The sequence below is a fragment of the Sporomusa sp. 246TCP1 genome (assembly GCF_057319775.1).
In genome coordinates this window covers 2,925,302-2,942,340 of record NZ_CM170492.1, presented here as the reverse complement: position 1 = coordinate 2,942,340, position 17,039 = coordinate 2,925,302, and the positions used below count along the sequence as shown (strand labels likewise).

At 41.3% G+C, this 17,039-nt stretch carries 21 protein-coding genes and 1 pseudogene; 20 read left to right on the top strand and 2 right to left on the bottom strand.

All coding sequences use genetic code 11. From position 1 onward, the window contains the following. The first annotated feature begins 223 nt into the window (after positions 1-223). Complete coding sequence (locus tag AC1ECB_RS13700) at positions 224-1,255, top strand: hypothetical protein (RefSeq protein ID WP_485669189.1); 1,032 nt, start codon at positions 224-226, stop codon at positions 1,253-1,255. Positions 1,256-1,558: 303 nt separating this feature from the next. Here the strand turns inward: AC1ECB_RS13700 and AC1ECB_RS13695 are convergent, their stop codons facing one another. Then, positions 1,559-1,885 (bottom strand): DnaJ family domain-containing protein, encoded by a 327-nt coding sequence (locus tag AC1ECB_RS13695; RefSeq protein WP_094604907.1) that lies wholly within the window; start codon positions 1,883-1,885, stop codon positions 1,559-1,561. A gap of 165 nt (positions 1,886-2,050) precedes the next feature. Then, positions 2,051-2,235: pseudogene (gene hfq / locus AC1ECB_RS13690) on the bottom strand (RNA chaperone Hfq). Between the two features lie 409 nt (positions 2,236-2,644). Here hfq and AC1ECB_RS13685 point away from each other — a divergent pair. The 19 genes from AC1ECB_RS13685 to AC1ECB_RS13595 all read left to right on the top strand — a co-directional run bounded on the left by AC1ECB_RS13685 (position 2,645) and on the right by AC1ECB_RS13595 (position 16,876). Further along, positions 2,645-3,133 (top strand): hypothetical protein, encoded by a 489-nt coding sequence (locus tag AC1ECB_RS13685; RefSeq protein ID WP_485669188.1) that lies wholly within the window; start codon positions 2,645-2,647, stop codon positions 3,131-3,133. A 108-nt stretch (positions 3,134-3,241) separates the two neighbouring features. After that, positions 3,242-3,406, top strand: coding sequence for a 3D domain-containing protein (locus tag AC1ECB_RS13680; protein WP_485669341.1), 165 nt, complete (start codon positions 3,242-3,244; stop codon positions 3,404-3,406). A 357-nt stretch (positions 3,407-3,763) separates the two neighbouring features. Beyond that, positions 3,764-4,171 (top strand): hypothetical protein, encoded by a 408-nt coding sequence (locus tag AC1ECB_RS13675; RefSeq protein ID WP_485669187.1) that lies wholly within the window; start codon positions 3,764-3,766, stop codon positions 4,169-4,171. Positions 4,172-4,427: 256 nt separating this feature from the next. Continuing rightward, the gene (locus AC1ECB_RS13670) at positions 4,428-4,550 is read left to right on the top strand and encodes a hypothetical protein (protein WP_485669186.1); all 123 of its coding nucleotides are present in this window, start codon (positions 4,428-4,430) and stop codon (positions 4,548-4,550) included. A 371-nt stretch (positions 4,551-4,921) separates the two neighbouring features. Next, complete coding sequence (locus AC1ECB_RS13665; RefSeq protein ID WP_485669185.1) at positions 4,922-5,029, top strand: GTP-binding protein; 108 nt, start codon at positions 4,922-4,924, stop codon at positions 5,027-5,029. Further along, entirely contained in the window at positions 5,023-5,235 is a 213-nt protein-coding gene (locus tag AC1ECB_RS13660; RefSeq protein ID WP_485669340.1) for a GTP-binding protein, read from the top strand. Before AC1ECB_RS13665 ends, AC1ECB_RS13660 begins: the two co-directional genes overlap by 7 nt. Positions 5,236-5,251: 16 nt before the next feature. After that, on the top strand, positions 5,252-6,121 hold the full coding sequence (locus AC1ECB_RS13655; protein ID WP_485669184.1) for a uroporphyrinogen decarboxylase family protein: 870 nt from the start codon (positions 5,252-5,254) through the stop codon (positions 6,119-6,121). A gap of 62 nt (positions 6,122-6,183) precedes the next feature. After that, positions 6,184-7,257 carry a uroporphyrinogen decarboxylase family protein gene (locus AC1ECB_RS13650; protein WP_485669183.1) on the top strand — a complete coding sequence of 358 codons (1,074 nt, stop codon included), beginning with the start codon at positions 6,184-6,186 and terminating at the stop codon, positions 7,255-7,257. A gap of 53 nt (positions 7,258-7,310) precedes the next feature. Continuing rightward, positions 7,311-7,967, top strand: coding sequence for a corrinoid protein (locus tag AC1ECB_RS13645; RefSeq protein ID WP_485669182.1), 657 nt, complete (start codon positions 7,311-7,313; stop codon positions 7,965-7,967). Positions 7,968-7,981: 14 nt separating this feature from the next. Next, entirely contained in the window at positions 7,982-9,013 is a 1,032-nt protein-coding gene (locus tag AC1ECB_RS13640) for a uroporphyrinogen decarboxylase family protein (protein WP_485669181.1), read from the top strand. Then, positions 9,006-10,805 (top strand): ASKHA domain-containing protein, encoded by a 1,800-nt coding sequence (locus AC1ECB_RS13635; RefSeq protein ID WP_485669180.1) that lies wholly within the window; start codon positions 9,006-9,008, stop codon positions 10,803-10,805. Before AC1ECB_RS13640 ends, AC1ECB_RS13635 begins: the two co-directional genes overlap by 8 nt. Positions 10,806-11,171: 366 nt before the next feature. Next, entirely contained in the window at positions 11,172-11,759 is a 588-nt protein-coding gene (locus AC1ECB_RS13630) for a DUF5714 domain-containing protein (protein WP_485669179.1), read from the top strand. A 456-nt stretch (positions 11,760-12,215) separates the two neighbouring features. Beyond that, complete coding sequence (locus tag AC1ECB_RS13625; RefSeq protein WP_485669178.1) at positions 12,216-12,362, top strand: hypothetical protein; 147 nt, start codon at positions 12,216-12,218, stop codon at positions 12,360-12,362. An 85-nt stretch (positions 12,363-12,447) separates the two neighbouring features. Then, complete coding sequence (locus tag AC1ECB_RS13620) at positions 12,448-13,767, top strand: MATE family efflux transporter (RefSeq protein ID WP_485669177.1); 1,320 nt, start codon at positions 12,448-12,450, stop codon at positions 13,765-13,767. A gap of 209 nt (positions 13,768-13,976) precedes the next feature. Continuing rightward, positions 13,977-14,303 (top strand): LysE family transporter, encoded by a 327-nt coding sequence (locus AC1ECB_RS13615; protein WP_485669339.1) that lies wholly within the window; start codon positions 13,977-13,979, stop codon positions 14,301-14,303. Between the two features lie 215 nt (positions 14,304-14,518). Beyond that, complete coding sequence (locus AC1ECB_RS13610) at positions 14,519-14,821, top strand: putative quinol monooxygenase (protein WP_485669176.1); 303 nt, start codon at positions 14,519-14,521, stop codon at positions 14,819-14,821. 224 nt (positions 14,822-15,045) lie between these two features. After that, the gene (locus tag AC1ECB_RS13605; RefSeq protein WP_485669175.1) at positions 15,046-15,564 is read left to right on the top strand and encodes a hypothetical protein; all 519 of its coding nucleotides are present in this window, start codon (positions 15,046-15,048) and stop codon (positions 15,562-15,564) included. 16 nt (positions 15,565-15,580) lie between these two features. Continuing rightward, positions 15,581-16,261: a transposase gene (locus AC1ECB_RS13600; protein ID WP_485669174.1), complete on the top strand. Its 681-nt coding sequence runs from the start codon at positions 15,581-15,583 to the stop codon at positions 16,259-16,261. A gap of 300 nt (positions 16,262-16,561) precedes the next feature. Continuing rightward, a complete protein-coding gene (locus AC1ECB_RS13595; RefSeq protein ID WP_485669173.1) occupies positions 16,562-16,876 on the top strand; it encodes a hypothetical protein in 315 nt (104 codons plus the stop codon). Positions 16,877-17,039: the final 163 nt, after the last annotated feature.

The following is a 17,039-nucleotide window of genomic DNA, read 5'->3' as shown; positions in this document are numbered from 1 at the left end:
AAGCGGTTTATGGTATTTAGAGCATTTGAAATATGGAATGCGGTCATTTGACTCGACACTTCCTGGTTTGGAATCGGTCTTATCACTGTTGTCGCTAACCTGAATACTTTTGGGATACTTAGAATGCATAATAATCCACTGGCCTTACTTCTCTGACATTTTGTAAATGGAGAAAAACTAAACTGAAAAATTACTTGCTAAATCGGAGAAAAGGCTTAACAGGATGAGAGAAAAGTTGTTGTTGACGAATCATGAAGTATTGACGGAGCGTGAGGTGAAGCGAAAGTTTCACGCCGTGTGTGAGTCAGGGGAAATGGGAGTCCGAACGGCGCAAAATGGTCAGCCTCCTACCCGATTATGTGAAGATAATGCGCTGCTGAACAATAAATTTGAAACCGCATACCAGAATGAATATCAAACAAACGCAGTCACACTATGCTTTTGGAGGATAATGGCAGTGAATAATGAAATTATGGGACTACTCAGAGACTATGTAAAAGGTTATAAAAATATTAAAAAAACTGAATCGGCTTGGAAGGAGCCGGTTGTTGGATTTGCAAGTGCTGAGGATCCTATGTTTTTAGCGCTTAAAGACCTAATAAGTCCTTCTCACGTGTTGCCAACGGACTTTATCAAAGATGCTAAGTCGATAATTGTATTCTTTTTACCTTTTCACGATGAAATTATAAAGAGTAATATTGGCAATATTGATAGTTCAAGAGTATGGGATATTGCCAATATTGAGACCAATAATCTTATAGTGGATATAAATAAATATATGCATGATAAGATCAGAGAAAAGGGATATACTTCTACACTTTTACCGCCTACTTATAATTATGATGAAGAGAAACTGATCAGCGATTGGTCGCACCGCCATGTGGGGTATATTGCTGGTATTGGAACATTTGGGATAAACAATATGTTTATAACGGAACAAGGATGCTGTGGTAGAATGGGCAGTATTATCACGAATATGCCGTTGTTTCCTACAGAAAGAAAGACACAAGAAAATTGTCTTTACAAATATAATGGATCCTGTAAAAAATGTGTTGAAAAATGTGTAGCTAGCGCAATCTCTACCGAGAACGGATATCCTTTCGTAAATAAAAAAAGATGTAACGATCAGATTTATAACGATAATATACCAGAGTATCCAATAGGCCTGGGCGATACCTGCGGTAAATGTATGTGTGGTGTCCCTTGTTCTTCAAAAAATCCTGTACAAAGTTTTCTTGATTCACACACGAAATAGGTAAAAATGATTACTGCCTGTAGTAGGGCCCCGCAGCATTATGCTACAGGGCTTTACTTTTCTCTTATGCTATAGTTGTACTTACGCAGTGTAGCTAGGGGTATTTATGCCGGGATCGGCTCCTGGCTGGCCTACTCACTGCTGACGTCCAGTATCCAAGATAACTCTGCTATCTATAATTTTACCATTGTAAACAATTGCTCTATGCAATGATTTTGCAATTTAACATACTAACAGGAAGTACGCCTAGTAAACAAACGGATCTTTGCTTCAATCACAAGTTTTTATATGATTGAAAACCTTTTATTTGCGACGTTTGCGTTTATCCATAAGGATACCTAGCTGCACCTGTTTATTACTAAGTTGTTTGCGTAGATTCTCCTTATTATCCTCACACAAACAGACCTGTAGAAGACTCTCTAATGATACAATCTCCCGTTTTAGCGCCATCTCAGTCGGAAGAACACCGTTATTTTTTAGTATTTTATACGAAGAGCGGAGTTCTTGTGGTATCTGAGCATCATCAAAGATAAGAGGTTTTCCTTTGCCAGGCAAATTATCAAGTTCACCTTGTTCAATTGCCTCTTGTATTTTCTGTTCTGCAATCTTAAAAAAGAAGGAATCATTCATAATTTATCGTTCTCCTGCATAGTGGTAGCGGCTAAAATTATTAAAAGTATTTTATGCTACCATATTACCACGGTTTTTTTGACATGTCACTGCCATCTTTATTACACGTCAATCAGCCCGTCACACCGAAGGATATAGGGGGACGTGGTAATGAGCCAATCCTCATTAATTATAGGAAAATTGCCTAAGCGGTAATACAGTAGAAATAGCATGTTTATTACGAGTTGTTGTTTCCCTTCAGTTTCTAAGATAACAGTGAAACTATCGAATCCCTTGACTAAACCTCTAATCGGAAATCCGTTTATCAAATGAATAATAACGGGGATATTCTTGTTTATTGCTTGATTCAAAAAGTTGTCTTGTAAATTTAGTTTTTCCTTTTCTTTGGCCCAGCACTAAGCTGGGTATTTTTTTGCCTTCTGCCGAGTTTGGGGTTGGTGGACAATGTTTGTAGGATTCGTTCCGTTTATATTTCGGGATATACCAGATATTCCGATCGGCTGGCTGAAGTTGAAGCATGGAGATATCGTTTGTGATAAAACGCTAATCCTGCCCTGCGCCGCAAGTTCTATTTTTATTCGAACCGCAATCCCTCAATATTGGTATGGCAAACACAATCCTTTCTTAACTCTGCTAGATTCCCTTCTTTCATACGAATATTCTGTACATTAACGCTTAATACTAGGATAAAGTTTTATGTTTTTTGTCATTGTTGTTATATTACAACAAGCTGTAGCAAATCTAAGGAGGCTTGTAGGCATGCAAAGAAATCCATCGCTCCCATGTAAATTGCTGTATTTCTTTTTGATAGTCCTGATTATGGCGACAGCCGGTTGCGCTGATAGACCCCAAAATCAGCTGCCACCGCCGCCACCACAATCGCAATCTTACACTATGCCAAACACGAACTTAACTATGAATCAGATGAATAAGGCGCTCGATGACATTGAGACCAAATCAAAAGATAACCAATGGGAGCAGGCTAAGGGATCAGCCAACAATTTATTTAATCTCAACGACCAACTCTCTACTCATATTACTGATGCGAATTTTCGCAATAACCTTCGTCAAAATATTTCTGTTTTGAAAGAAGAACTGGAAAAATCTTCTCCTGATCAAAAGACTGTCAGTAATCAAGCCAATTTAATTCGAAATATGTTAAAAGACGCTCCCGGCAAGATTACAATATATCAGGGAAAACTCGATGTATGTACTGGGACAACGAGACAGGTTCATTGTCCCAATTAGTTCACCAGTGAAAAGCTGCTATTTTAAAGAGAAGAATATGTATGGTAAAAAAACTATGGGTAATGATCCACTTTTATAATTGATCAGGAATACCTATATGCTTTGCTAATGATTGTTACTGCATATACCCGCTATGACCAGGATTGCACCGACTATACATATATGGGTACCTATCTGTTCAGAGGGCTATGCGCGGTTGACCCAGATGTAATTCCACTTGGAACAAAACTTTACGTTCCAGGATATGGCGAAGCCATTGCAGATGACACATAGGGGGAGCGATAAATGGGTGACAATAACCCCATAGGGAGCCGTAATTGGCTTACCCTATGGGGTTAACTATTTTGTGGCCATCATAACATTTGGGCATAGACTTCCCATCAAACTCCTCTTTAACTATATTGCTGCCTAGGGCCTGGTCATGCCTGTGATTCTTTTCTATAACACAGTTGCCGTCTGTTTTTCACCAGTTTATTCATCACCATCGTGCTGGAACTGTTTTCAGAAATAGTTTTAACTTTATTCGGCGTGAGAAATGAAGCCGATTTTGTAATAGGCACGTTGGCCGTCCGCATTTTTTCATTGAGTCTGCTTGGCAGAAGTCTTTCCTTGCTAATCATGTTTTTTTGCATGGCTACGGAGAAAAGAAAAATTGCCAGTGCTATTTCCCTTGTGGAAGGTTTTGTAATTGTCGTGTCCGGTGCGCTTATCCTAGGGCATTGGTTTGGAATTACAGGCATATGGTTTTCTTTCGTTCTCGCCGAAATAATTATCTTATTGATGGTTGGCGTGTATTATTTGTATAAGAAGAAACGCTCCGCAGGCTTGCAGCAAGATATCCTGCTGCTTGATACTTCAAGTACGAACTCTTTGCAGGTACTGGATCTGACGATTCAAAGCAGCATTAAAGATGCTGTAGGCCTTTCAGAAAAAATTATAGCTTTTTTGCGAAACGGCAGCGTAGAAACCGGTCTTAGCAACAAAAGTGGGTATGGTCATCGAAGAAATGGCAGTCAATATTGCTATGTACGGACATAAGAACAGCAGAAAACAACATTATATTGATATGAAATTACATCAATGAAGATATATAATTTATATGTCAAATTTAGTCCACTTTCTTTGGCCCAGCACTAAGCTGGGTATTTTTTTGCCTTCTGCCGGGTTTGGGGCTGGTGGACAATGTTTGCCAAGCTGCATCATTAATACGGTACACTGCTGTATGTAAAGATTATATAAGTAATTAATTGTAATATAAATGATATTGTCGATGCGTTAACAGCGGAGGTGCCCCATGAAAAAATTGACTGAAGAAGATATTAAATATCGGTGCATTACGCCGGCTATCGAGCAAGCCGGCTGGAAAAAGGAACAAGTCCTGATAGAAAATACTTCTTTATTGATGGTCAGGTTTTAGTGCGCGGCAATACGGTAAAATGGAGAAAGCGGAAAAAAACCGATTATCTGCTTACCCATAAAGACGGGCAAGTGCCATTGGCAATCGTTGAAGCAAAAGATGCAACCATTCCGTTACATCCATTTTTTTTTAGACGTTAGTATATCAGTCCATACTGGACAAAAAGCGGTAGTTACAAAAAAATCGACAAATTCTATCGGAAAGCATTTTATTGATAGGATTTTTCAATTAGACATTCTGTTGATGATAAAGCATACTGGGTATGAAACTCGTTGCATAGCATCTGCTTTCAATACGCGAAGATACTCGAGTTCTCCGCAATATCAAGGGGTTCGAGTTACTATAACTAACAAAGTGCAAAGAGGTACAATATGACGACTCAGATAAGTGTTGTTTCCGGATTTTTAGGAACTGGAAAGACATCTTTCCTAAAAAAGATCATTTTAAACATGGAGGGCAAAGTTGCTTTAATATTTTAATAGAACCTTCGGGGGTCGGCAGTCTTTCGAACATTATAAGAGTAGCCAAAGGAATTCTGGAGCTTGATACGCAGCACTCCATTCTCTTTAATTTTACTCCTCATCATTGCCAGTGGGAATACCTGGAGGAAGACAAGGAGACCAAGGTGGTCGTAATCGGTACTGATTTAAACAAAGAAGCTATAGCGGACTGGTTTGGCAAATAGCCGGGAGGGAGGCAGCATGAGCAAAATTATTGACTTTCAATGTACCTACGCTAATTCTGTGGGAATCAAAAAGGAGGCCGTACATGGCCTAGATTTAGAATTTCCTCAGGCCTATAAAACGTGGCAGGGTATGACCCAGTTAGCCCTAGCTTTGAAAAAGTATGATAAAACGGAGTTTTATGAATTGCCCTTTTGTCATACGGTCGAAGGAGAAGCGATGGGAGGGGATGTTAATTATGGAGATGAAAACGCAGGTCCCAGGGGGAATGACTATATTTGTACCACAGCAGAAGAATTGTTGGACTTGCCTGAAATTGATTATTCCCAGGGACGTATCGCCGAAGTGCTAAAGGCCTGCAAATATTTGCGGGAGAAGGGCGAACAGGTAGTTTTATACATTTCAGGCCCTTTTACAATTCTGAATATTCTAATGGACCCCCGGTATATTTTTAAAATATTTAAAAAAAATCCGGAGCAAATGAAGCTTATTTTTGATAGATTGCAAGGGGAAATGCTGTGCTATGTGAAGGAAGCACAGAAAGTAGGAGTCACTATGCTCAGTTATGGTGATTCTATCGGCGGTCTGAATATCCTGGGACCTGAACTGTCGGAAAAAACAGTGGAACTCTTTACGTATCCTTTCTTCAAAAAAGTGGAAACAATCCTCGACAATGAAACCCTCCTGCAGCTTTGTCCTAAAACTACCTTTGCCCTGCTGGGTATGGAGAAAGCGGTTTGGCGGGACATTGATTTGGGAGCGCCCGTGAAATATACTGCGGCTTGTCAAAAAGTAGTTGGGAAAACGAAATTTGTTGGACAAATGTGTATTAAAAACAGAGAGTTTGTCTTAGAAAACGGGATAATTAAAAGCATTGAGTTGCTTTAATTTAAGCAAAAGAACGAAAAAACAACAGTAATTTTTTAAATAAATGACGGAGGAAATGACCTATGCACAAAGATGATCTCATGACTCCTAACGAGCGACTGACGGCCTTTATGACAGGAAAGCCGATGGACAGGATACTGGCTATGCCGGTGGTCTGCTCCATGTCCGGGCTGGCATTAGGAATGACCCATAAGGAAAAAAGAAGCAGCGCGTTAAACGAAGCCAAGGCCCAGGTGGCTTGCTATGAAAGATTTGGCAATGATTTAACCATTATCGAATACGGGCTGCACGGAGTAGGGAAAGCGCTGGGTTCCGTGATGAGTGATCCGGAAGACTCCATCCCGGCAATTATGAGCTATACCTTAATCGATATAAATAATGTGGATCAACTGGATATGTCAAAGCTGGAGCTGAAGAATGACAAGAAATTTCAGCTCCATGTGGAAGCAACTAAAATTCTCATAGATGAAGTGGGAAAAGAGGTTCCGACGGGGGTGTTGATAACCGGTCCTTTTACAGCGGCTGCTAGCATCTATCAAACAGAGTATTTGCTAAGGGCAACCAGAAAAAATCCGGAAAAATTACACCAGTTGCTCCAGTTCTGCACGAAAGGCTTAAAAATGATTTATCGGGAATTTATTAAAGCCGGGGCTTTAATTTTGTTGTGTGATCCCATTGCCTCCGGGACAATCCTCAACCGCAAACAATATGTAGAATTCGTTTTGCCTTATACGATAGATTTGATGAAGGATATTCACGAGGCCAAAGGAATGGTGTGCTACCATATTTGCGGCGATACGACGGCTATTGTAGGAGATATGGTGCAGTCGGGCTGTGATATGCTGAGCATCGATAACAGGGTGAATCTGGCCTATACCAAGCAGGTAGCAGGGGACAAGGTTCCTATTCTGGGGAATGTAGACCCCGTAGAGGTGTTATATTTGGGGAATACCCAGGATGTGGATCTGGCGGTTAAGAGTTGTCTTCAACAGGCCTATGACAGTCCCTGCGGATACATTTTAGCGTCAGGCTGTGATCTTTCCGGAAATCTTCCTCTGGAGAATATTGATCAATTTATGGCGTCCGCCAGGAAATATGGGAAATGGCCCTTGGAGCCCGGAAATTTCTCGAACTAATATAATAAATCTAATAAATAATAAAATAAATAGCAATATGGAAGGAGAAACTTATGGCAGCATCCAAAGCGGAATTATTGAAAAGATTATCAGACGGCGTTGTGGATATGGAAGAAGATGACGTAATTGCAGCCTGTCAGGAATACGTAGAAGTAGGATATCCGGCCTTCGACGGCATTATGGAGGGCCTTGTGGACGGTATGAACCGGGCAAGCCAATTATATGAAGAGGAAGAGTATTATGTTACGGATGTATTGCTGTGCTCAGACGCCATGTATGAAGGGCTGAATATTTTAAGCCCCCATCTTCCTGCGGACGAAACAGGGAAAGAAAAAATAAAAGGCGTAATTGGGGTCGTTGAGGGAGATACCCATGATATTGGCAAGAACCTGGTGAAGATTATGCTGGAAACAGCCGGATTCGAGATGGTTGATTTGGGAAGGGACGTTCCGCTACAGAGCTTTGTGGATAAAACCAGAGAGGCCAACGCAGCCTTTGTATGCATGGCAACCCTGATGACGACAACGATGGGGGGGATGGGTAAAGTAATCGAGTTGTTAAAAGAAGCGGGACTGAGAGAAAATGTTAAGGTGATTATCGGCGGAGGGCCAATCTCCCAGAAATTTGCCGATATTATTGGGGCGGATGGTTATTCTCCCAATGCCGTTGCAGCGGTCAAATTGATCAAAAACTTGCTTGATATCGCCTAAAGGAAGGTGCAACTGTGTTATTACCAAAGGAACGGCTGAATAAGGTTTTCAGCGAGGAAAAAGTTGACAGGCCCCCCTGCATTTGTCCTGGGGGGATGATGAATATGATCACTGCAGAGCTGATGGAAGAGGTGGGAATCTGCTTACCGGAGGCTCATACGAATGCCCGGATGATGGCGGATTTGGCAGCGGCGGTTTATGAAAAAGGTTGCTTCGAAAATTACGGGGTTCCCTTTTGCATGACCATTGAAGCGGAAAATTTGGGGGCGAAGGTGGATTTGGGAACAGACTTTTATGAGCCCCATGTTGTAGAATATGCCATCACCTCCGTAAAGGAGTGGGACAGGCTTGCCGCAGTCAATAGCCGGCAGGGAAGGGCGGACGTAGTTGTTGAGGCTATTAAATTATTGAAAGCCAAGGGAAATGATGTACCGATTGTAGGGAATATAACCGGCCCCATCAGTATGGCCAGTTCGCTGATGGAGCCTGTTGTGTTTTATAAAGAGCTGAGAAAAAATAATGCGAAGGCCCATGAATTTATGGAGTTTGTCACCAACCAATTGATCGCATTTGCGAAAAGACAAATCGAGGCAGGGGCGGATATTATAGCAATTTCCGATCCAAGCGGGACGGGTGAAATTTTGGGACCCAAGCCCTTTGAAGAATTTGCCGTGAAATATATTAATAATATTATCGACAGTATTCAAAGTGAAAATAAGCATACCATTGTCCACATTTGCGGCCAAATGAGAAAGGTATATGCGGGAGTAGCGAAAATAAAAAGCGATGTGTTGAGCTTTGATTCCATTGTCAGCATGAAGGAAGCCAGAAAAAATCTGGGAGACAGGTTGCTGATGGGGAATGTCAGTACCTACGCCATTGAATTTGGTGAACCCGGAAAGATTGCCCTACTAACTGAGAGATGTGTAGGGGACGGAGTCAATATTATCTCTCCTGCCTGTGGGCTCGGGATGAAATCCCCTTTGAAAAATGTAAAATCAATACTAGAGACTTTAACTAAAGGAGCTGCGAACAGCGATGCCTGATATTTTCATTAAGAACAAAAGGAAAAGAATTCAGTGCGGGCCAGGTAGGAATTTGCTTCAGCTCCTGCTAGAAAATGGGATTTTTGTGGATAATCCCTGTAACGGGAAAGGCTCTTGCGGAAAATGCAAAATTAGGCTTTTGCAGGGGAAGCTGCCGACTGTCTCCGAGACGGAAAAAAGGCTTTTGAAAAAGGAAGAAATCGCCGCGGGCGTAAGACTGGCCTGTCTTGTAGTGCCTGAAGAGAATATCGAAATCGAAACGCTGCAAAAAGAAAGAAAGCATGAAATACTGACAGCCGGTTATATGCCTGATTTTCGCATAAATCCGGGGATTTCCAAAAGAGTCTTTCAAATAGAAAAACCAACATTGGAAAATCCAAGCGCATATGAAGATTCTCTCGGCAATGCCTTGGGCAGGGAAGACTTGGATTGGAGACTGCTACAGCATTTGGCAATAGGGGATGGGAAGGTTACCGGTGTTTTTAGCGGTAAGGATTTAATTGGGGTCGAGACAGGCGATACAACGGCGCTTATTTATGGAGTGGCAGTCGATATTGGTACAACGACGGTGGTAACCGCTTTAATTGATCTGAAAACCGGAGATGAGCTGGCTTCAGCTTCAATGCTTAATCCGCAAAAAAAATTTGGTCTTGATGTGTTAACCAGAATCACCTATAGCCTAGAAACTCCGGCAGACGGTTCAAAAGAACTGCAGAATGCGATTGTCGAAGGGCTCAATTCACTGATTGAAGATATGTGCAGCAAGTCGGCTGTCAGCAGGCAAAACATTTATGAGATCTCAATTGCTGCTAACTGCACGATGATGCACTTCCTGCTGGGCATTGACACGGCGCCGATAGGACGCTCCCCTTATGTTCCGGTTTTTGTCAAATCCAAAAATATAATGGCAAGAGATATTGGCCTAAAAGGAGCTCCGGGCGCAAGGGTATATTGTTTGCCGTCGGTATCCTCCTATATCGGCGGGGATATCGTAGCCGGAGCATATGTCTGCCAGCTGGAAAAAAACAGGAGGAATCTCCTGTTTATTGATATTGGGACCAACGGCGAAATTGTTTTAGCTAAAAACGGCCGGCTGATGTCCTGCTCCTGTGCTGCGGGGCCGGCCCTGGAAGGAATGAATATCAGTTGCGGCATGAGAGCGGCAGTGGGGGCCATAGAAGATGTGGCAATTACTGCAGAGGGGATTAAGCTAAAAGTTATCGGTGATGAGGCACCGATAGGTTTATGCGGCAGCGGCATTCTGGCGGCTGTAAAAGAATTGATTCGTATCGGACTTGTTAGAAAGAATGGCAGCTTTATCAAGAAAGAAGAGCTGGAAGAAACGGATTATCGATATCCTATGCTGCGGGTAGACGGTAAGAAGCGAGAATTTGTTTTAAGAAATGGTCAGGAGCCTTTGGGGATTACCCAGGGAGATATCCGGCAGGTTCAATTGGCAAAGGGAGCGATTCTCTCAGGGTTCCATGCTCTGTTAAGGCAGGCGGAGCTTCATATGAATCAATTGGACAAGGTCATGATAGCGGGGCAATTCGGAGCCCATTTGCCGGTCGACAGCTTAGTGGGAACGGAAATTTTACCGGAAGAGGTTAAGGATAAGATCCATTATGTGGGGAATTCCTCGAAAACAGGGGCCTATATGGCCCTTATGTCTGTTGAAGTAAAGAAAGAGATTGAGGCGTTGGCTAAGCAAATGGACTATATAGAACTGGGAGCATCAGAAGGATATGAAAAGCTGTTTGCCCAATGCCTGCAATTCGGGAAAGCCCAATAATAATACTGCCTCCTCTGAGGATGATTGCTTGACCATTGCATCCGGCTATTTTCTTTGGGCTGGGGGCGGTTGCTGTATAGCAACCGTACAGCAATGCGGTAAATACTTGCTAGGTGAAGGGTTAATATATTATATTAATAGAACGTATGCAGGGAGGTTGTAACATTGGAAGAAGAATTGATACAGTCTAACAAATGCTGAGGAAGTCCGCAGAAAGAACATGCAGGTCTGCATGATGAGCGTCATTCCGAGAATTGTATGGTTTGTGGGTCTGTACTAAATTATCAGACATATGCTGTAGCTATGGTTTGCGACTATTGTGGCAAGACCTATCCAGCCTCAGTTTTTTGTGAGAAAGGGCACTATGTGTGTGAAGATTGTCATGGCGCTGGGTATTACAGTTTTCTAGAGAAGACTGTAAATGAAGCGACAAGTAAAAATCCTATGGAAATTGCCGAGACACTACTCAAAGGTAATCTGTTGCCTTCATTAGGAGGAGAGCATCATGCTATCGTGACTACCTCTCTTTTGGTAGCCGTCAAAAATTATGGAGAAATATCGCTTAGCTATGGGACTAGGAGCCTGACAGAGGTGGACATTGCGGAGGGCATACGGCGGATGAAGCAAATTCCTAGTTGTACTTGTGCAAATCATGGAGCCTGTGGGGCCGGTCTAGGTGTTGGGGCATTTTTTAGCATTCTTTTCGACGCAACTTGTGCGAAAGATACTGAGCGCACGTTATCAATGAGGGCAACAAATGCAGCCTTGGCAGCTATTGCGAACAATGGTGGGCCAGGATGCTGTAAACAAAGCGTTAGAACGGCTATATTAGTGGGTGTCGAACTGTTAAAAGAAATATGTCGAGTAAAACTTCCTGTGACCCATATGCGTTGTTTTCATATGAAGGATACTTCCCATGGATGCAAAGGAGCTTACTGCCAATTTAGCAGATAAAAAAAGTGTTGTTACAATAAATTTTTGATTCCTGGTGTGCCAATGTCACCGGGGACGGTTCTGATTGGCAATAGACTAATATTGGAATATAATGGTCTTAGGTAATTTCAAAGGATACAAGGGAAAGGTTCGTTCTGTTTCCTTTACATTAGAGTTGACCATATTGATTATGACTCTTGACAACATTTTTGCTTGTTTGAAACAAGTGAAAGGAAATAAGCAATTTATTGGCGAAAAGAGATAGTGGACTTTTTTGGTAATACTAGTGATCTTTTCAGTGGTTGCTGAAAATGATGTCAGTAATAAAGTTTTGCCTAAGGCGGGATGTTGCTGAATGGCTTGGTTAGGTTAATTTTGTGATATGTAGCCACAAACTTAGCTAGTTAAATTTATATTGACAGAAGGGTATCAATTTCATAAAATTTAAATTAATTCTGCTGTGAAAGGAGGCCAAGAGTGATGGATTTTAGTTTCGGCACGATGCTGCGTGATGCAAAATCACCCGTTCGCGCGAGCGATTTAACCACAAATTGGATTAGTCTGTCCTTTTTTAAGCAAACAACATATCGAAAAAGACTGCCGGAAGCTCTTGGCCGCAAATAGAAAAGGTCACTCTTTTCTATCATAATTTACGTACAAAAAAGACGCCGGTTATTCGGCGGCTTTTTCTTTCACAGGAGGAAATACTATGCAAAAAATCATCAGTTATCAACAAATTGGGGAATTGGCTTTTCCTATGATTATCGCCCAGTCGGTGGTGCTGATAAACGGCATGATTGACCTTGCGTTCATCGGCCCCTATGGTACTGAGGCCATCGCTGCCGTGTCAATTGCAAATGCCTTGTGCGCTACCCTGTTTAATTTTCTGGAAGGGTTCAGGCTTGGCACAACTGTTTTAATCGCAAAAGCGTCGGCTGCTAATAATGCGCCAAAAGCAACAGCCGTAATCAATGCGGGGTTATTTCTTGTTATCGTAATCGGCGTGATTTTTATAGCCTGTGCCTCGTACATTAGCGATACCGTCTACGCTATTGCCGGCAATGAGCAAATGAAATATCACGGTATAGATTATCTGAAAGTATGGCTGTGGGCATCACCTGTTATATTATTCTCCTATGTGATCACAGGACTGTTTAGAGGGTTGCGCGACATGGCGACGCCTCTATATAGTACCGTTGTCATTTGTCTGTTGAATATCTTTTTTGATTATCTTTTTGTTTATGGTGGGTTTGGTTTTCCCCGAATGGGCGTAAAAGGAGCGGCGTGGGGAACTTTGCTTGCCAATTTGACCGGTTTGTTAATCATCATTTATTTAGCGCTGAAGAGATCGTTAACACGGCAGTATACGAACTGGAGACAGCCGTGTTTTAAACAGATCCCAGAATACATTTCTCTTGCTGTGGATATTGGTCTCAATACAGGATTCACGTTACTGGCTTTGCTGCTTTTCGTCTGTATAATAAAACCATTGGGAGCTAGTGCTTTAGCGGTGCATCAGATTACTTTGCAGGTTTTTAATTTTGCTTACCTGCCTGCTGTCGGTTTTCTAATCACAGCATCCATTGTTGTTCCACAGTTGTTGGCGAATCAGCAGGAATATCTTCTTTTTCCTACAGTGAGCCGAATATGTAAAATGAGTTTTGGTGTAATTATGGTAACAAGCAGTCTGCTCTTTATTTTTTCAGAAACTGTAGGTGCCTTCTTTAGCCCCACAGACAAGCTGGTAGCGAAACAAGCTGCTCAAACTATTGAACTTGTTTGTTTTGGCCAATTATTTTCCTCTGTTTATATGGTTCTGCGCGGAGCTTTGACCGGCTGCGGGGATACCCGTTTTATTGTATACGAAGGCTGGGTATCAGGTTATTTGGTATTCTTGCCGCTAGCTTATCTTTTTGCCATAAAATTAGGCTATGGCATATTGGGCGGCTATGTGGGCTTTGTTTTATGGTGCGTGACTGATTGCGTCGCACTGGCTTTTCGGCTGTTCGTGCAAAAACGTTGTCAATAGGATCTACAGATGCGGAAGCATATCTTTTGACACAAAAACCTAAAGCAAGCAATGCATTCAATTCTCAGGCAAGGCAGTTATCAAAAGGTGGAAGTACTATTCGTGCAGTTATTCTTAATGCGGCACTAAGACATTCGCTACCATAGCCCAAAATATGAATATATGTTTTTTGCTGCATAGTTTAGAGGCTGATGCTATAATATGGTTGTATAGCTGGATTTGGTATAACGGTTGTATCTGCTTTTTTATTAACTATGACTAATCCGATGATCATAATGTCTTTTGCTGCTGTTTTTGCAGGACTAGGAGTAGGAAATGCCGATGGAAAAGATATATTTTCAGTCTTCCTGGTTTTAGGTGTTTTTATCGGTTCTATGCTTTGGTGGTTAACCTTAAGCGGAATAGTAAATGTACTATGTCTCAAGTTTGACCAAAGGAGATTAAAGTGGGTTAATAAGCTTTCGGGAATTATAATTGCAGGCTTTGGTATATTTTTCAATCAAATTTCCTTGGAACATAAAGCCTTAATACTTTAATATTAAAGTTCCGAAATTAAGTTGATGATTGATCCCATCACAGCTGAAAAATAACGCCCTGATAAACAAAATGGAGCCATAAGGCAATTTAAACTCTTTCTTTTATTGTTTTGGGTTTTAAAACGAAATCTTTTTCAGTGGCCTCTTGTACAGGTGCCTTTTTGGTATAAACTATAAGTGCATACGAGATATTTTTGCGAAGGAGGAGAAACTACATGTCAGTGATTGTTTCGGCAGTATTCAAGGCAAAACCAGGAAAGGAAGGAGACCTTGAAAGTGTTTTGAGGGCAATAATACCGGAAGTTCAAGCGGAAAAAGGGGCTGTGCAATATGCACTTCACCGGGCGGCAAGTGATAATAGCCAGTTTTTCTTTTACGAAAAATATGCTGACCAGAATGCTTTGAACTATCACATGGCTACTCCGCATCTACAAGGACTTCTCAAGTCAATTGACGGGCTTGTGGCCGAGAACCCGGTAATTGAAATTTATGAGGAGATAGCGGCAATAAGACGGTAATCCGAAAGCGAGGTCACTGAAAAAGTGTACTCTAATGAGCCCAATTTTAAAAGAGCTTGGAATTACGAAGAAATGAGTAATTCCAAGCTCTTTTTTGATACAATTGAAGTAACAACATATAATCCTGAAAAAGTGGATAGAGTTATATTCTCAGTTTTGATTGATTTTTGACCTCATATGTAGGTATAATTAATTATACCTACATATGAGAGGGTCTCTATAAAATGAGTTCGATAGTACGTCAAAAAGTTGGCGATAAAATATACCTATACGAATCAGTTTCCTACCGAAATGAGGAGGGCAAACCCCGTAATAAGCGAGTGCCTATTGGTATAATTGATACGATTACAGGCAACCCAGTGTATAAACCTGAGTACCTGGAGCGAATGAATCTGTCAAATAGTATTTTCGCTAATCAGCTGGACTGTTTTTCTATTGAAGAGCTTCGTGATTCTACCATCAAAGAGTATGGGGCATTTTATTTATTTAAGCATATTGCTGAAAACACAGGGCTTTTATCCTGTCTTGCCTGCGCTATGCCCAAGTATTGGCAAAATATCTTTGTTCTTGCCTGTTATCTGGTTTCCTCAGGCGACCCTTTTTTGTATTGTGATGATTGGATTCATAGTACCGATTGTTTTCCTGTTGACAACTTATCTTCTCAACGAATCAGTGAGTTACTTTCCTTGATGACACCCGATGTTCAGGAACGGTTTTATCAAGAATGGTGCCTGCCGAAGTGAACAGGAGTATCTGGCTTTGGATATTACTTCGACTTCTTCCTACTCACAATTTATCGATGATGTGGAGTGGGGATACAACCGGGATAAAGAAGATTTGGCCCAAGTCAATTTATGTATGCTGATGGGTGAAACATCAAGGCTTCCTATTTACCAAACGTTATACGGTGGCAGTTTAAAAGACGTGAGCACACTGATAACCACTCTTTCGAAGTGGAAGGCAGTTTCTGCAGATCGGCCAACATTACTTGTGATGGATAAAGGATTTTACAGTACAGCGAATGTGAATGCTATGCTGGACTCGGCGTCTCCTGTACGTTTTATCCAGGTGATACCTTTTACGGCTCGGTTTGCTAAAAAGCAAGTAGAAAGCGAACACAAAGATATTGACCAATTATCCAATACGATTGTCTATGGTGGTGATTCCATCCGCGGGGTTACCAAGCTGCGCTCTTGGAATGGTAAGCATAAACTGTACACGCATATATATTATCATGCGATGAAAGCAATGAAGGTACGAGAAGAATTATTTTCTCATGTTACACTGTTAAAAGAGCAGGCGGAGAAGAATCCTGAACTCGCTGGTAAGTTGGAATTTTCTGGCGACAAAGTGGAGAGTGGTGAGACTTTGGAGCAAGCTCTTCACTGGGAACTGTTTGAAGAACTATGTATAAAAGTAAGCGTTTTGCGAATTTTTTGAATCTGTTAATTTTAATGTAAAAAATAAACTTTTCACTCTGGCAGCATACAGAGCGAGTTATATTTGCGGAGTGGTGTTTTTGAAAGAACACCAAGAATATCAGTGGGTAAAAAATAGCGATTTAGTTAAATTTGATTTTGCGCAAGCGGATATTCCAATTGTCTAAAAGTTGTTGAAAAATCAAAACCATAATAGCGAGATAGTTTAGGCGAAGTTTTTATAAACGATGTTATCAGACTAATTTTAAATTTTTCTTTATTTAAATAGCGAAAGTGTTGACGTAATTAGATATAGAGAAAAGTGTTTAAGTTTAAATATGATTTTGAATCTGCATTTACACCGAGTATGCTACTTAAAGCGTTGCACCAACTAAAAAAGCTTGAAAGCGTGACGATAGAAGAGCTTCAAACTACGGTATATTCTCAATCACAGTCTGTTGTAAAAACAATTAAGGCTGTCTATGGCGTAGATCTCGAACCACTTAAAGTAGATCTTGCTAAAGAACTGGCGGCAGTATTGAAAGGTTTAGGGTCATGGTGGACTGACGAAGCGTTTCTCAAAACAGAAATTGGTGAGTTCCTGAAATTTATTATTCACATACCAAGCAAGTTATAACGATGGATCTACTGCTACACCGAGAAATGACTTTTATAAAAGATCAAAGAAATAACAGGACGAAGCAATGCCATGAGTATGGAGCAACGAAGAGAAAAACTCCGTCAGTGTATTGTCGGCTGAGTAAATTATTTTGGTATGGCTGATATGTCCAAGACACTGG

Bases quoted from the DNA above. Each gene is read 5' to 3' on its own strand.
- AC1ECB_RS13700 (WP_485669189.1), top strand. From the start codon at position 224: ATGAGAGAAAAGTTGTTGTTGACGAATCATGAAGTATTGACGGAGCGT.
- AC1ECB_RS13695 (WP_094604907.1), bottom strand. From the start codon at position 1,885: ATGAATGATTCCTTCTTTTTTAAGATTGCAGAACAGAAAATACAAGAG.
- AC1ECB_RS13685 (WP_485669188.1), top strand. From the start codon at position 2,645: ATGCAAAGAAATCCATCGCTCCCATGTAAATTGCTGTATTTCTTTTTG.
- AC1ECB_RS13680 (WP_485669341.1), top strand. From the start codon at position 3,242: ATGATTGTTACTGCATATACCCGCTATGACCAGGATTGCACCGACTAT.
- AC1ECB_RS13675 (WP_485669187.1), top strand. From the start codon at position 3,764: ATGGCTACGGAGAAAAGAAAAATTGCCAGTGCTATTTCCCTTGTGGAA.
- AC1ECB_RS13670 (WP_485669186.1), top strand. From the start codon at position 4,428: ATGAAAAAATTGACTGAAGAAGATATTAAATATCGGTGCATTACGCCG.
- AC1ECB_RS13665 (WP_485669185.1), top strand. From the start codon at position 4,922: ATGACGACTCAGATAAGTGTTGTTTCCGGATTTTTAGGAACTGGAAAG.
- AC1ECB_RS13655 (WP_485669184.1), top strand. From the start codon at position 5,252: ATGAGCAAAATTATTGACTTTCAATGTACCTACGCTAATTCTGTGGGA.
- AC1ECB_RS13650 (WP_485669183.1), top strand. From the start codon at position 6,184: ATGCACAAAGATGATCTCATGACTCCTAACGAGCGACTGACGGCCTTT.
- AC1ECB_RS13645 (WP_485669182.1), top strand. From the start codon at position 7,311: ATGGCAGCATCCAAAGCGGAATTATTGAAAAGATTATCAGACGGCGTT.
- AC1ECB_RS13635 (WP_485669180.1), top strand. From the start codon at position 9,006: ATGCCTGATATTTTCATTAAGAACAAAAGGAAAAGAATTCAGTGCGGG.
- AC1ECB_RS13620 (WP_485669177.1), top strand. From the start codon at position 12,448: ATGCAAAAAATCATCAGTTATCAACAAATTGGGGAATTGGCTTTTCCT.
- AC1ECB_RS13610 (WP_485669176.1), top strand. From the start codon at position 14,519: ATGTCAGTGATTGTTTCGGCAGTATTCAAGGCAAAACCAGGAAAGGAA.
- AC1ECB_RS13605 (WP_485669175.1), top strand. From the start codon at position 15,046: ATGAGTTCGATAGTACGTCAAAAAGTTGGCGATAAAATATACCTATAC.